Source organism: Bradyrhizobium sp. USDA 4354, from assembly GCF_054060315.1.
Map to the genome: position 1 here is coordinate 1 of NZ_JBSSDC010000001.1, position 13,895 is coordinate 13,895.

Consider the following 13,895-nt stretch of genomic DNA (forward strand, 5'->3'; position numbering starts at 1 on the left):
ATCCGCACCACGTCCTGGATGTCGGCGGTCTCCTGCGCCATCACCACGCCATCAGGCGGCTGGTTGACGATCCACGTGGTGGTATGGCCGTGCTGCTCGCGCACGGCCTGCGAGGTGATCAGGCGGTTACCGAAGCGTGCGGCAAGCTGTTCCAGCGCGCTTGCGAGGGCTTTCGGCTCCGGCCGCGGCGGATTATTGGTGATGGTCGTACCCACGGAAATTCCTCCCGACGAGAAGAGACCGTGGCAAAGGACATATAACCGGTCAAGTCAAGGGACCGGACGCATAGCTGGGAAGGACACATGCCGGAGACCGCCGCCACAGCGCTTAACGCAGAGCCGTTCCGCTCCTCGATCATGCAGGTCGAGCCGCAATGGATCGACTACAACGGCCATCTCAACATGGCCTACTACAACGTGATGTTCGACCGCGCGATCGACCAGCTCTGGCTCGAGCTCGGGATGGGGCCTGGCTACATGAAGGAGCGAGGCGGCTCGAGCTTCACCGCCGAATGCCATGTGCGGTATCTGCGCGAGATCCATCTCGGCGATCCCGTGCAGATCCTGGTGTGGCTGCTCGAAGCCGACGACAAGCGGCTGCACACGTTCGAGGAAATGCGGCACGGCACCGAGGGCTGGCTGTCGGCGACGTCCGAGAACATGTCGCTGCACATGGACATGAATGCGCGGCGCGTTGCGCCGTTTCCGCCCGACATCCGTGAGCGTATCGCGGCGGTCACCAAGGCCCACAGCGCCGTGCCACGGCCCGAGGGCATCGGCCGGAATGTGGCGATGCCCTCGAAGCGGTAGGCGTTATATCCTGGTGCGGCCGCGTGCCAAGCCGATCACGGCCGAGACCAGGAACAGGACGACCGCGATGAAGAAGATGATCTTGGCGATCTCGATCGAGGCGCCGGCGATGCCGCCGAAGCCCAGGATGCCGGCGATCAGTGCGATAACCAGAAACGTCACAACCCAGCCTAGCATGGTCAAACCCTCGTCTTGATGTGTCTCGGCACGGCTGGCCGCGCCACCTGCCCAGACAATCTCGACGTGGAAACGATGGTTCCGGCACGTACAACGGCGAAATTCGCGCCTGCCACTGGAACAAATCGGGCTGTCGTGCACGTGGAAAACCGCCGCCGGCGCCCCATATAGGCACCAATCCCTGTTAAGAAGGCTCCCTTCCGTCACCCCGCGGTGCCATCGTGGGGCCAATGATTCGCATGACAGAGCCGAGCAAGATCACAGCCGTACCCGACCACCAGCCCGCAGCCGGCGGCATTGCCGCGCGTGCGCGCGCCTCGGTGGGCCCGAAATACCTCTCCGGGCTCAATCCGGAGCAGCGCGAGGCGGTGGAGACTCTGGACGGCCCGGTCCTCGTGCTCGCCGGCGCCGGCACCGGCAAGACGCGCGTCTTGACCACGCGCATCGCCCACATCCTGAGCCAGGGCCGCGCCCGCCCCGCCGAGATCCTGTCGGTGACCTTCACCAACAAGGCCGCGCGCGAGATGAAGCACCGGCTCGGCCAGATGCTCGGCCACGCCGTCGAAGGCATGCCGTGGCTCGGCACCTTCCACTCCATCGGCGGCCGCATCCTGCGCATCCATGCCGAGCTGGCGCAGCTCAAGTCGAACTTCACGGTGCTCGATGTCGACGACCAGGTCCGGCTGCTCAAGCAGCTGCTGCAGGCCGAGAACATCGACGAGAAGCGCTGGCCGGCACGCATGCTGGCCGGCCTGATCGACGGCTGGAAGAACCGCGGCCTGACGCCGTCGCAGGTGCCCTCGGGCGAGGCCGCTGTCTTCGCCAACGGCAAAGGCGGCAAGCTCTATGCGAGCTACCAGGAGCGGCTGAAGATTTTGAACGCCGCCGATTTCGGCGATCTGCTGCTCGAGAACATCCGTGTCTTCCGCGAGCACCCTGATATCCTCAGGCAGTACCAGCAGCGCTTCAAGTTCATCCTGGTGGACGAGTATCAGGATACGAACGTCGCGCAATATCTATGGCTGCGGCTGCTGTCGCAGGCGCCGGCGTCAACCAAAGCCGTCATTCCGGGGCGCGTCGAAGACGCGAACCCGGAATCTCGAGATTCTCAGGTGCGCAATCGCGCACCGGAGTTCGATGCTGCGCATCGCCCCGGAATGACGGAGCGCGCGGCGATCGCGGCTGCTTCTGCGGCGCCCACCAAAAACATCTGCTGTGTCGGCGACGACGACCAGTCGATCTATGGCTGGCGCGGCGCCGAGGTCGACAACATCCTGCGCTTCGAGCACGATTTCCCCGGCGCCAAGGTCATTCGCCTGGAGCGTAATTACCGTTCGACCGGCCACATCCTCGCCGCCGCCTCGCATCTGATCGCGCACAATGAAGGCCGGCTCGGCAAGACACTGCGCACCGAGGACCAGGACGGCGAGAAGGTCACGGTCACGGGCTCCTGGGATTCGGAAGAGGAAGCGCGCGGCATCGGCGAGGAGATCGAGCAGCTGCAGCGCCAGGGCGAGAAGCTCAACGAGATCGCCATTCTCGTGCGCGCCTCCTACCAGATGCGCGAATTCGAAGACCGTTTCGTCACGCTCGGCCTGCCCTATCGCGTCATCGGCGGTCCGCGCTTCTATGAGCGCGCCGAAATCCGCGACGCCCTGGCGTACTTGCGCGTCATCAATTCGCCGGCCGACGATCTCGCCTTCGAGCGCATCGTCAATACGCCCAAGCGCGGGCTTGGCGATGCCACCGTGCAGATGCTGCACGACCACGCCCGCAAGCGCCGCATCCCCTTGTTCGAGGCGGCGCGCGCGGTGGTCGAGACCGACGAGCTGAAGCCGAAGGCGCGCGGCTCGCTTCGCGATCTCATCACGCAGTTCGACCGCTGGCGCGCCCAGCGCGAGGTCACCGCTCATACCGACCTCGCCCAGATCGTGCTCGACGAGAGCGGCTATACCGAGATGTGGCAGAAGGACCGTTCGGCCGACGCCGCCGGCCGGCTGGAGAACCTGAAAGAACTCGTGCGCTCGATGGAGGAGTTCGAGAACCTGCAAGGATTCCTGGAGCACATCTCCCTCGTGATGGACCGCGAGGGCGGCGCCGAGGACGACGCCGTGTCGCTGATGACGCTGCATTCGGCCAAGGGCCTCGAATTCGACAACGTGTTCCTGCCGGGCTGGGAGGAAGGTCTGTTCCCAAGCCAGCGCACGCTGGACGAGCAGGGCCGCGCCGGTCTTGAGGAAGAGCGCCGGCTCGGCCATGTCGGCCTGACCCGCGCGCGCCGCCGCGCCAAAATCTATTTCGCGACCAACCGGCGCATCCATGGCACCTGGTCGACCACGATCCCGTCGCGCTTCCTCGATGAATTGCCGGCAGCCAATGTCGAGATCACGGAATCCAAGGGCGGCTCGGCCTGGGGCGGCACCGGCGGCTACGGCGCCTCGCGCTTCGACGACATGGAGGCGTTCGGCTCCAGCTATTCGACGCCGGGCTGGCAGCGCGCGCAGGCCAACCGAAATCGTGGTGGCGGCAGAAGCGGCGGTTTCGAGGAAGAAACCGCGACGTTCTCATCCTCCTCATCATCAGGCCCCGATTTCGGCAGCTTCTCCTCGCGCCGCCGCGGTCCCCTGACCATCGAGGGTGAGCTGGTCGCCAAGTCCACCGGCACGACCTCGGAATTCTCGCTGTCCGACCGCGTCTTCCACCAGAAGTTCGGCTACGGCCGCGTCACCAAGATCGACGGCAACAAGCTCACCATCGCCTTCGACAAGGCCGGCGAGAAGAAGGTCGTGGACAGTTTCGTGCAGCGGGCGTGAGGCGCGACATGCCTCACTACATCGCCATCATCGAGGACGCCGGCCCGGACGAGGCCGTCGGGTTGTGGTTTCCCGACCTGCCGGGTTGCATCTCCGGCGGCGACGATTTCGACGAAGCCCTGGAGAATGCGCCCGAGGCGCTCGCGCTCTATGCGCAGGAGCTGATCGCGGACGGTCGCCAGCTTCCCCCGCCACGGACATTGGACCAGCTCAAGTCCGACCCTGATGTGGCCGACGACCTCAGGAACCATACCGTCGCCCTGATCGACTGGCCGCCCCTCACTGAGGCCGAGTGAGGACTGTTCGCCGCACTCGCCGGACTCTCGACAGTTCTCGCCCGAACGCCCCTTGACCACCGCGAACTTCCCCGTATCAGATAAAGCCATGGTCCGGGGCTCCATCACATTGATCGTGCTTGCATTGGGGATGCCGTCGCTTGCGGTGGCTGAGACCATGAGCTTTGGCGATTCGATCGGAAAGCTGGCGGCGAGCTGCGGGGCGGAAATCGTCGCCAATTGCCGTGGCGTCAATCCGGATTCGAGCCGCCTGAAGGAGTGCCTGTCGCGCAACCGCGACGTGCTCTCCCCGCAATGCGCGAGCGACTATCTCGGCGTGTTCGATGCTATCCAGAAGCGCGTCGCCGCGCGTGTCACGGTGGCGAACGCCTGCCAGCGCGAGATCGTCAAGGTCTGCGGCGGCTCGACCAAGGAGACCAGCAAGTCGGTCCCCTGCCTGGTCTCGACGCCCAAGGGCATCAGCAACAACTGCCTCAAGGCCGTCGACGACGCGGGGTATCGCTGATGCGCGCGAAGGGGCTCGCCACCGCACGACTAGGCATCGCGCTGGGCTTCGTGCTGCTCGCGAGCGTCGCACGCGCGCAGACGGCGGCACCGACCCGCGACGACATCGTCGGCAAGCTGAACCAGTTCGAGCAAGCCGCCGAGATCGACCTGCCCGCGCTGAAGCAGCAGGTGATGGAGCGCGCCAAGACCAGGATCAAGAACGATCCGGGCCCCGTGAACCGGCCGCTGATCGCGCCTGAGCTTGCCAAGCTGCCGGCCTTCAACGCACAGATCCAGTTCGACGCCGACACGCCGATCATCCAGCCGGCCTCCTATCAGACCGTCGGCCGGATTGCGGACGCGCTGGTTCACTCCTCGCTGCTGCCCTACACCTTCCTGATCGTCGGCCATGTCGAATCAAATTCGAAGACGCGCGAGGCCAATGCGATCCTGAGTCAGCGCCGGGCGGATGCGATCCGCGACGTGCTGGTGAACACGTTCAAGATCTCGACCAAGCGGCTGCATCCGATCGGCCTCGGCGAGGAGCAGTTTCTCGACCGGGCCAAGCCGACCTCGGCCGTCAACGGCCAGTTGCAGATCCTGACCTATGCCAAGCTGCCGGAGGAGGCGCCGCATCCGGCCGCGGCCCCTGCGCCTGCGGCGAAAAAACCCGCCAAGAAGCGCTGAGCGAACGCGGCTTCGCGACTGACGGAACCCCTTGAAGTGCTGACCATTTTGCAGCCTGTCCCGGGCGCGCCAACACGGTCTCACGCGACAAAAGCGCCGGTTTGTGCACCGCCCGGTCCAGTGCTATAGCCTCTGTTCGCCCTTCCCGACCCCGTGCTGCATGAGACCGAAATGGGTGGCTTTTTTCAGCGCCAACTTGCCGTCTACGTCGAGTACCATCGCGATCCCCGGAACACGGCGATGCATGTGGTCGGCATCCTGCTGCTGTTCACCGGCGCCGTGCTGCCGCTGACGCTGGTCAAGCTTCCGCTGCTCGGTTTCAACGTCAGCCTGGCGGTGATCCTGGCCTTGCCGGTATTGATCTATTGGCTGCTGCTCGACGCGGCGCTCGGGCTCGGCATTCTGGCCGTCTCCGTCGTGCTGTTTTCGGTTGCGACGACCATTGCGGCGCAAGTCAGCACCGCGACGATGTGGGCGATTTTCGCCACGCTGGTGGTGCTCGGCCTGGCCGCGCAGGCCATCGGCCACAAGGTTTTTGAGGGCCGCGAAGCCTCGTTGTTCACTTTTCCCTCGCATCTTTTGCTTGGACCGATGTTCGTGATGGCAAAATTATTCATCGCACTGGGCTTCCGTCGCGACCTTGCCGCGATTCTGGCGCCTCTTCCGGCCAATTCCCTTTCAACCCGATAACTCCAAAAGCGAAACAGCAACCTTCTGCATGGCTCTCGTCCTGGTTACCGGTGGCAGTGGCTTCATCGGACATCACCTCGTAGAAGCGCTCTGCGCCCGTGGGCAGCAGGTTCGTGTTCTCGATGTCCGTGCGCCGGCCGCGGCGAACGCGGATGTAGAACACGTCCAGGGTTCGGTGCTGGACGGCGCCGCGGTCGATGCTGCGATCGCCGGGGCCGATCAGGTCTATCATCTCGCCGGCCTGCCCGGCATGTGGGTCGCCAACAAGCAGGACTTCCACGAGGTCAATTGCCGCGGCACCGAAATCGTGCTCGCGGCGGCAATGAAGCGCGGCGTCTCGCGCTTCCTGCACTGCTCGACCGAATCGATCCTGTTCCCCTATTCCGACCTCAACGGCGTTCCCGCCGAAGAGGCGCTGCAGCCGGCCGACGCGATGCCCGGTGCCTATACGCGGTCGAAATCGCTCGCCGAGCATCATGCCGCCAAGGCGGCGGCCGCGGGCTTCCCTCTCGTGATCGGCACGCCGACCATGCCGATCGGCGCTGCCGACCACAATCTGACGCCGCCGACCGCGATGCTCTGGTACTTCCTGCAGAAGAAGGTGCAGCCGCATCTCAACTTCCTGGTCAATCTGGTCGATGTCCGCGACGTCGCCATGGGCCTCCTGCTGACCATGGAACGCGGCCGCCTCGGCCAGCGCTACATCCTCGGCGGCGACTGCGTCCCGCTCGGGCGCATCCTGCGCATGATGTCGGCGATGAGCGGCCGCCGGCAGTTTCCGGTCGTCGTGCCCGGAAAGATCGCCGAACTCTCCGCCATCATGCTCGAATACATCGCCGATCACGTCACCCGCCGGCCGCCCAACGGCACCGCCGAGGGCGTGCGCATCGCGCTCGCCGCGAGCGACCTCTCGATCGGCAAGGCGCGCACCGAGCTCGGCTATGCGCCGCGTCCGATCGAGCCGGTCTTGCGCGAAACCATCACCCATCTGCTCGCCCGCAACGGCCAGCAGCCCTCCGGCGCCATCAAGCATCACGCGCTCTCCTCGCGCGCGGGCTGAAGCCGCCGCCTAACGCAAAGAACCTTCATGTCCTTCGATTTCAGCAAACTTCTCTCTGTCGCCTGGGGTGGTTGGACCACGACCTGGCCGACGCAACTGCTCGCCCTGATCTGGCTCGCTTGGCTCGCCAGCTGGGTCGGCGCCTCGTTCTGGCAAGGGCGCACGCAGAAGCAGGTGATGACGCTGGAGTCCGGCCGCTATCGCATTCCGATCCTGGTCGGCGGCATCCTGTTCACGCCGTGGACCGCGGAAGTGCTGAACGAGAAGCCGCTCTGGGTGTTCAGCAATACGGGCGTCTACATTACGGCGCTGATCGTGCTCGCCGGCATCTCCTTCACCTGGTGGGGACGGCTGCATCTCGGTAAATTCTGGTCCAACACCATCACCCACAAGGAAGACCATCGCGTCATCGACACCGGCCCGTACGGCATCGTCCGTCATCCGATCTACACCGGCCTGATCGCGGGCATGCTCGCGACCGGCATCGCGGTCGGCACGGTGACCGCGATCCTCGGCGCCATCCTGATCTCGCTCGGCATGTGGCAGAAGGGCCGGATGGAAGAGGTGTTTTTGTCGAAGGAGCTCGGCGAGGACGCCTACGGCGCCTATTGCCGCCGCGTTCCGATGATCATTCCGTTCCTGTCGCCGCGGTGAGGCGGCTTCCACCTACTGCTTTCTCCGCGCAACGCTACTGCTGATCCCGTCATCCTGAGGTGCGAGGTTTGCGATGCGAATGCATCGCAAGCTGAGCCTCGAAGGATGCACGGCCCCGATGCAGCTGGGCCGTTCATCCTTCGAGGCCTCCGCTGCGCTCCGGCACCTCAGGATGACGGGGAGAGAGAACGCGCGGATATCGCAAGGAACCGCCCCTCCGCTCGCCCGTTGCCCTCGACACCTGCGCCGACCGCAGAGCATCGATCCATGTCGGACGCCTACGATTATTTTCGCGCGCACGCGATTGCCGCCGTCCGCAAGGCGCGGGCGTTGCCGCGCGGCCCGACCAAGCAGAAGCAGCGCACGGTGGCGCGGGTCTATCATCTGCTGTCCAGGGAGGCCGCGCTGGCCCCGAACATCCATCACCTGGATGATTTTCGCGCGGCGCGGCGGCTGGAGCGGCAGATCGGCCGCTGAACTCCCTCCATGCAAATTTGATCGGCTGCCATTCCGCGGGAATAGGCCCCGGCAGCACGCCGCACAGGTTGACGTCTGCCCCGTCAGCCAGTTGGATGCGCGCGCACACAGGGGCTTCTCATGACGTTTTCCAGCATCTTCGCGCAGTTCGTCGCGTTCATCGGCGGCATCGCGCTGCAATGGCGAAAACTGTCGGGCACCGAGCCCGCGCCCGCATGGGGCGAGAAGCCGGCTATTCCCGAAGCCAAGCCGCAAGGCGCGATCCCGACCTTGAAGATGCCGACCGCGCGCGGCTGGCGCGAGGGTCAGAAGCCGACGGCTGCGCCCGGGCTCAAGGTCAACGCGTTCGCGACCGGCCTCGACCATCCGCGCTGGATCGAGGTGCTGCCCAACGGCGACGTGCTGATCGCGGAAGCGACGCAGATCGCAGGTCCCCCGCGCACCGTGTTCCACTATGCGATGCAGGCGACGATGCGGCGTGCCGCGGCGCTCGGCGTGTCCGCCAACCGCATCACGCTGCTGCGCGACAAGGACGGCGACGGCGTCGCCGAACATCGCGGCGCGTTCATGGAAAACCTCAGCCAGCCCTTCGGCATGGCGCTGGTCGGCGACACCTTTTACGTCGGCAACACTGACGGCGTGATGGCGTTTCCTTATGTCGCGGGCGCCGATCGCATCAATGCACCGGGCAAACGGCTCACGACTTTCAAGCCGGGCGGACACTGGACGCGCAGCCTGCTCGCTAGCCCCGACGGCAGGAAGCTCTATGCCGGCGTCGGCTCGCTCAGCAACATCGCCGAAATGGGCATGGGGGTCGAGGAAGGCCGTGCCGCGATTTACGAGCTCAACCTCATCGCCGGCACGCATCGCATCTTCGGCGCCGGCCTGCGCAATCCGGTTGGACTTGCCTGGGAGCCGAACACGGGCGTGCTCTGGACCGTCGTCAACGAACGCGACGGCCTCGGCGACGAGACGCCGCCCGACTATCTCACCTCGGTGCGCGACGGCGGCTTCTACGGCTGGCCCTATTGCTACTGGGGCAAGACCGTCGACGACCGCGTGCCGCAGGATCCGGCGATGGTCGCCAAGGCGCTTCCACCGGACTACGCGCTCGGCGGCCACACCGCCTCGCTCGGCCTGTGCTGGATGCCCGCAGGCACCCTGCCCGGCTTCGGCGACGGCATGGTGATCGGCCAGCACGGCTCGTGGAATCGCAGCAAGCTGTCCGGCTACAGGCTGGTGTTCATTCCGTTCGAGAACGGCAAGCCGTCCGGCCCCGGTCGCGACATCCTGTCGGGCTTCCTGTCCCCCGACGAGAAGGAATCCTACGGCCGCCCGGTCGGCGTCGTGGTCGGCCCCGACAAGAAGTCGCTGCTGATGGCCGACGACGTCGGCAACGTGATCTGGCGCGTGACGGGGGCGTAAGTAGGTGCCGTAGCGATCACTATGCGTTCCGTCATCCTGAGGTGCGAGGCTTGCGATGCGAACGCGTCGCAAGGGGAGCCTCGAAGGATGAACGGCCGGGATGCAGCCGGGCCGTCGTCCTTCGAGGCTTGCTCTGCGGCGGCGCATCCGCGCCGCAATGCAAGCACCTCAGGATGACGGTGATAGAGCGCGGTACGTCTAGGCTAATTAAGCCTCGACCCGTCACGTCCCCACACACAGCGTGGCGCGCTGCTTGCGGAGCAGCGCGATCACGGACAGCGCGGTGATCAGGCCCGTCTTGGGATTTTCGGACGGGATGTTCTCGATGCCCATCGAGAACCGCGCCGAATCCGCCTCGACCTCGATGCGATGAACATTGCGCGTCACGGTGGGGTCGGCCCAAACCTGGATCTGGGTGCTATCGGGTCCGATGCCCGCCAGCGACAGCGCAACAGCGACATTGACGTTCGCCGGAAAGCCCTTCACCGCCTCGCGCGCGCTGCCCTCGAACAGTTTCAGCGGCTCGCGCAGATTGTCGATGTCGATGTTGTTCTGGACGATGAACGGTGCGCCCTTCAGCCCGTCGATCGGCTTGCGCGTCACCATCTTCACCGAATGAATAGTGCCGACGGCGGCAGCGTTGACGGCATCGAGCCCGATCAGCGCGCCTGTCGGCACGATGATGCGGCCGCCATTGGCGCAGGCGAGATCGACGAGATCGAAATTGTCGAGCAGCCCGCCGACGCTGACCACGACCGCGGACTTGCCGCGCCTCACCGCGGGCTCGACGATCGCGCGCAGTTGGCTGCTCGGCGCACACTCGACCACGATGTCGGCGGCCTCGCCAAGCTGGTCGATCGGCAGGATTTGCGGCGGGCGGCGCAGGCCGGCGAGAAAGGCCTGATGCTTTGCAGGATCGCGCACGGCGACGGCGGACAGCGTCAGACCTTCGATGCCCTGGTCGAGCGCGGTCGCGATCTTGGTGCCGATCGAGCCCAACCCTGCAATGGCCACCCGCAATTCGCTCGAAGCCTTCTGATCCGTCATCACCTTCCCTCTGTCCTGGCCGATGTCATAGCCGCTCACGCCTCCCGCGCATAGCTGCGCAGCCGGGACTCCAGCACGGCCAGCATGGCATCGCGGGCCGGATCGCGCGAGCCGCGCAGCCAGGCGGCGGCGAGCGGCAGGCGGCCGGGGCCAGTCTGCTTCGGTCGGAGCGGCACGAAGCGCACGCCCGAGACCGCCATCCGCGCGGTCCAGCGCGGCACGATCGCAACCCCGAGCTTGGCTGCCACCAGATTGATGATGGTCTGCTTCTCGTCGGCGACCTGCACGATACGCGGTGTCAGGTCGGCCTGCTCGAACAGCTTCACCGTAAGGTCGTGGCTGTGCGGCCGCGAGCGGCGGTCCGGCACCAGCATTGCCTCTTCGGCGATATCCGCCAGCGAGACCGATTTGCGCCCGGCCAGCGCGTGCCGCCGCGGGAACGCCACGATGGCGGTCTCCTGGAGCAGGTCGCGGAATTCCAGCCGCTTGTCGGCGCGATCGGGCGGGCGGACGAAGGCGAGATCGAGCGCGCCGGTCAAGATCTTCGGCAGCAGCCGGACGGTCTTGTCCTCGAGCAGCTGCACCGCAATCTCCGGGTGCCTGGCGCGAAAATCGCGCAGGAGCGGCGGCAGCAATCCCGCCGCCGCGCTGTCGATGGCACCGACCCGCAGCCGCCTTGCGGCCCCCGCCCGCGAGCGGTTGCGCAGATTGTTCTCGACCGCCTCGACCTTGGCGAGGATGGCCCGGGCATCGCGCAGCAGCGTCGTGCCATCCTCGGTGAGCGACACCACGCGCGTGGTTCGCGCAAATAGCCGCGTGCCCAGATCTTCCTCCAGCAGCCTGATCTGCCGGCCGAGCGCGGAGGGCAGCATCTGGAGCTGCTGCGCCGCGCGGCCGAAATGCAGTTGCTCGGCCGCCGCCACGAAGCATCGGAGCTGATGCAATTCCATTCCGCCGGCCCTCCCCCTCCCGAGGATTATATCATTTTTTTGTATAAACCAGCGCCAATTGAATCCGGCCTGCACTCCCATCTAGATTCGCCGCCTACGCAGACGGTCAGACAGGCCGGCGCGATCTCTCACACGGAGCCTTCCCCATGCGCACCCATTCGATCGCAGCAATCCCCGCCGACGGCATCGGCCCCGAGGTGATCTCGGCGGGCGTCCGCGTGCTGGAGGCTCTGGCCAAACGCAGCGGCGACCTCGCGTTCAACGTCAAGACGTTCGACTGGGGTTCGGACTATTACAAGAAGCACGGCGTGATGATGCCGGCCGACGGCCTCAGCGAACTGAAAAAGTTCGATGCGATCTATTTCGGCGCGGTCGGCGCCCCCGATGTGCCCGATCACATCACGCTGTGGGGCCTGCGTCTGCCGATCTGCCAGGGCTTTGACCAATATGCCAATGTGCGGCCGACCAAGATCTTGCCGGGTGTCGCCTCGCCACTGCGCAATGTCGGCGTCGGCGATCTCGATTGGGTGATCGTGCGCGAGAATTCGGAAGGCGAATATGCCGGCATGGGCGGCCGTGCCCACAAGGGCCTGCCGGAAGAGGTCGGCACTGAAGTCGCCGTCTTCACCCGCGTCGGCGTCACGCGGATCATGCGCTATGCGTTCCAGCTCGCGCAGTCGCGTCCGCGCAAGCTGCTGACCGTGGTGACCAAATCGAATGCGCAGCGCCATGGCATGGTGATGTGGGACGAGATCGCAGCCGAGGTCGCCGACGAGTTCTCCGACGTCAGCTGGGACAAGATGCTGGTCGACGCCATGACCGTGCGCATGACGCTGCATCCGAAGAGCCTCGATACGATCGTAGCGACCAATCTCCACGCCGACATCCTCTCGGACCTCGCCGGCGCACTTGCGGGAAGCCTCGGCGTCGCGCCGACCGGGAACATCGACCCGCAGCGCCGCTTCCCCTCGATGTTCGAGCCGATCCACGGCTCGGCCTTCGACATCACCGGCAAGGGCATCGCCAACCCGGTCGCGACGTTCTGGACCGGCGCGCAGATGCTCGAGCATCTCGGCGAGAAGGACGCGGCGGGAAGATTGATGGCAGCAGTCGAGCGCGTCTGCGCGGCCGGCGTGCTGACGCCGGACGTTGGCGGCAAGGCCACGACGAAGGACGTGACGGATGCCGTGATCGACGCGATCAACGGGTCGAATGTGTAGCTCTCTCTTACGCCGCTTGCGGTCCGCTTGCGAGGAGAGGCGAAGAACGTCCCTACCTCCGTTTCGCCGGAGCTGCCGGCGGCGTCACCATCGCGGCGGCCGGCTCGGGCGGTGTCAGATGACGCGGGACGATGATGGTCTGGCCCGGGGTGAGCTGCGCGTTCTCGGGCAATGAATTGCTCTGCGCGAGCGTCCACAGCGGCACGCGGTTGGCTGCGGCGATGCTCTCCAGGGTATCGCCGCGGCGCACCGGCACGCGCACGCCGCTATCCCACAATTCGACCAGCGTATCCGCAGGCACGAGATAGCGCAGCGGCACGGCATCGGCCTGGGTCTGCGGCGGAATGCGCGGCAGCTGCGTCACCATCTCGACGATCTGGCGGTGGATGTCGTCGGATTTCTCGATGTTGATGTGGCTGACGCGCGCGTTTTCCTTGAGGTCGTAGCTCGCGTAATGGCCGCGAAAGCCGGGCACCGCCACGACGTCGCCGCCGCCGAGCACGCTGTCGGACAGGAAGATGTTGATGAAGCGCTCGACATTGAGCGGCACGTCGCCGGTCGCATGCGCGGGATCGATGGCGATGACGAGGCTGATCGGGATGCTCTCCTTGGCCGCCATCTCGGAGATGACGATCGAGCACAGGCCACCCATGGAGTGGCCGATCAGCACGATCGGCGCCGCCTTCTCCTTGTAGCTGGCGATGGCGCGGTTGCCGATCAGCCGGCACAGGGTGAATTCATAGACGTCGGCTACGAAGCCGGCCTGCGTCAGCTTCTCGCCGAGCCGATCCATGCCGGTCGAGAAGATCGGGCCCATGGCGCCGCGAAACAGGTAGACCTTCGGCGGCGGCAATGGCTCGAACGGCGGGGGCGGCGGCGCGGCGGGGGCGACCGCGGTGGCCTTGGACTTGGGCGGTGAAGCAGCGGCCATGCCGCTGCTCAAGGCGAGCAGCACGACTGCTGCCAGCGCGACTAGTCGCCTCGAATTCATCATCAGTCCAGCAGTCCCGCCACGGGAGGCAAGGGCCTCTCCCAATCGGCTTAGTGACCACCGATTGGGTGGATTTTGGGGCACGGGAACCGGGGCGCAACGCGCCGCCGCGC

The 13,895-nt window shown here is 65.8% G+C and carries 15 protein-coding genes and 1 pseudogene; 11 read left to right on the forward strand and 5 right to left on the reverse strand.

Going from position 1 to position 13,895, the window contains the following annotated elements; translation table 11 throughout:
• Window positions 1-215 (reverse strand): annotated as a pseudogene (locus ACVIIV_RS00005) (FAD-binding oxidoreductase); the annotation flags it as partial.
• Between the two features lie 87 nt (window positions 216-302).
• Here ACVIIV_RS00005 and ACVIIV_RS00010 point away from each other — a divergent pair.
• On the forward strand, window positions 303-809 hold the full coding sequence (locus tag ACVIIV_RS00010; protein WP_456742326.1) for a thioesterase family protein: 507 nt from the start codon (window positions 303-305) through the stop codon (window positions 807-809).
• Window positions 810-812: 3 nt separating this feature from the next.
• Here the strand turns inward: ACVIIV_RS00010 and ACVIIV_RS00015 are convergent, their stop codons facing one another.
• Entirely contained in the window at window positions 813-986 is a 174-nt protein-coding gene (locus tag ACVIIV_RS00015) for a DUF1328 domain-containing protein (protein ID WP_212339620.1), read from the reverse strand.
• 230 nt (window positions 987-1,216) lie between these two features.
• On the opposite strand from ACVIIV_RS00015, the gene ACVIIV_RS00020 reads away from it, so the two are divergent.
• From ACVIIV_RS00020 to ACVIIV_RS00060, 9 genes are all read left to right on the forward strand, one after another.
• Window positions 1,217-3,799 (forward strand): ATP-dependent helicase, encoded by a 2,583-nt coding sequence (locus ACVIIV_RS00020; RefSeq protein ID WP_456742327.1) that lies wholly within the window; start codon window positions 1,217-1,219, stop codon window positions 3,797-3,799.
• An 8-nt stretch (window positions 3,800-3,807) separates the two neighbouring features.
• On the forward strand, window positions 3,808-4,095 hold the full coding sequence (locus ACVIIV_RS00025; protein ID WP_456742328.1) for a type II toxin-antitoxin system HicB family antitoxin: 288 nt from the start codon (window positions 3,808-3,810) through the stop codon (window positions 4,093-4,095).
• 88 nt (window positions 4,096-4,183) lie between these two features.
• A complete protein-coding gene (locus ACVIIV_RS00030; RefSeq protein ID WP_456742329.1) occupies window positions 4,184-4,600 on the forward strand; it encodes a hypothetical protein in 417 nt (138 codons plus the stop codon).
• Window positions 4,600-5,268, forward strand: a complete 669-nt coding sequence (locus tag ACVIIV_RS00035; RefSeq protein ID WP_456742330.1) for an OmpA family protein — start codon at window positions 4,600-4,602, stop codon at window positions 5,266-5,268. Before ACVIIV_RS00030 ends, ACVIIV_RS00035 begins: the two co-directional genes overlap by 1 nt.
• A 171-nt stretch (window positions 5,269-5,439) precedes the next feature.
• Window positions 5,440-5,958: an Mpo1 family 2-hydroxy fatty acid dioxygenase gene (locus tag ACVIIV_RS00040; RefSeq protein ID WP_456748639.1), complete on the forward strand. Its 519-nt coding sequence runs from the start codon at window positions 5,440-5,442 to the stop codon at window positions 5,956-5,958.
• Window positions 5,959-5,986: 28 nt separating this feature from the next.
• Entirely contained in the window at window positions 5,987-7,018 is a 1,032-nt protein-coding gene (locus tag ACVIIV_RS00045) for an NAD-dependent epimerase/dehydratase family protein (RefSeq protein WP_456742331.1), read from the forward strand.
• 27 nt (window positions 7,019-7,045) lie between these two features.
• Window positions 7,046-7,672, forward strand: a complete 627-nt coding sequence (locus ACVIIV_RS00050; protein ID WP_091879119.1) for a methyltransferase family protein — start codon at window positions 7,046-7,048, stop codon at window positions 7,670-7,672.
• 267 nt (window positions 7,673-7,939) lie between these two features.
• Window positions 7,940-8,149, forward strand: a complete 210-nt coding sequence (locus ACVIIV_RS00055) for a hypothetical protein (RefSeq protein ID WP_456742332.1) — start codon at window positions 7,940-7,942, stop codon at window positions 8,147-8,149.
• 120 nt (window positions 8,150-8,269) lie between these two features.
• Complete coding sequence (locus ACVIIV_RS00060; RefSeq protein ID WP_456742333.1) at window positions 8,270-9,574, forward strand: PQQ-dependent sugar dehydrogenase; 1,305 nt, start codon at window positions 8,270-8,272, stop codon at window positions 9,572-9,574.
• 222 nt (window positions 9,575-9,796) lie between these two features.
• On the opposite strand, the gene ACVIIV_RS00065 is transcribed toward ACVIIV_RS00060, so the two are convergent.
• Both ACVIIV_RS00065 and ACVIIV_RS00070 read right to left on the reverse strand, forming a co-directional pair.
• Window positions 9,797-10,621, reverse strand: coding sequence for an aspartate dehydrogenase (locus ACVIIV_RS00065; RefSeq protein WP_456742334.1), 825 nt, complete (start codon window positions 10,619-10,621; stop codon window positions 9,797-9,799).
• Window positions 10,622-10,656: 35 nt separating this feature from the next.
• A complete protein-coding gene (locus ACVIIV_RS00070) occupies window positions 10,657-11,571 on the reverse strand; it encodes a LysR substrate-binding domain-containing protein (protein ID WP_456742335.1) in 915 nt (304 codons plus the stop codon).
• A gap of 146 nt (window positions 11,572-11,717) precedes the next feature.
• On the opposite strand from ACVIIV_RS00070, the gene ACVIIV_RS00075 reads away from it, so the two are divergent.
• Complete coding sequence (locus ACVIIV_RS00075) at window positions 11,718-12,791, forward strand: tartrate dehydrogenase (RefSeq protein WP_456742336.1); 1,074 nt, start codon at window positions 11,718-11,720, stop codon at window positions 12,789-12,791.
• Between the two features lie 52 nt (window positions 12,792-12,843).
• Here ACVIIV_RS00075 and ACVIIV_RS00080 read toward each other — a convergent pair whose 3' ends face one another.
• Window positions 12,844-13,785 carry a LysM peptidoglycan-binding domain-containing protein gene (locus tag ACVIIV_RS00080; protein ID WP_456742337.1) on the reverse strand — a complete coding sequence of 314 codons (942 nt, stop codon included), beginning with the start codon at window positions 13,783-13,785 and terminating at the stop codon, window positions 12,844-12,846.
• Window positions 13,786-13,895: the final 110 nt, after the last annotated feature.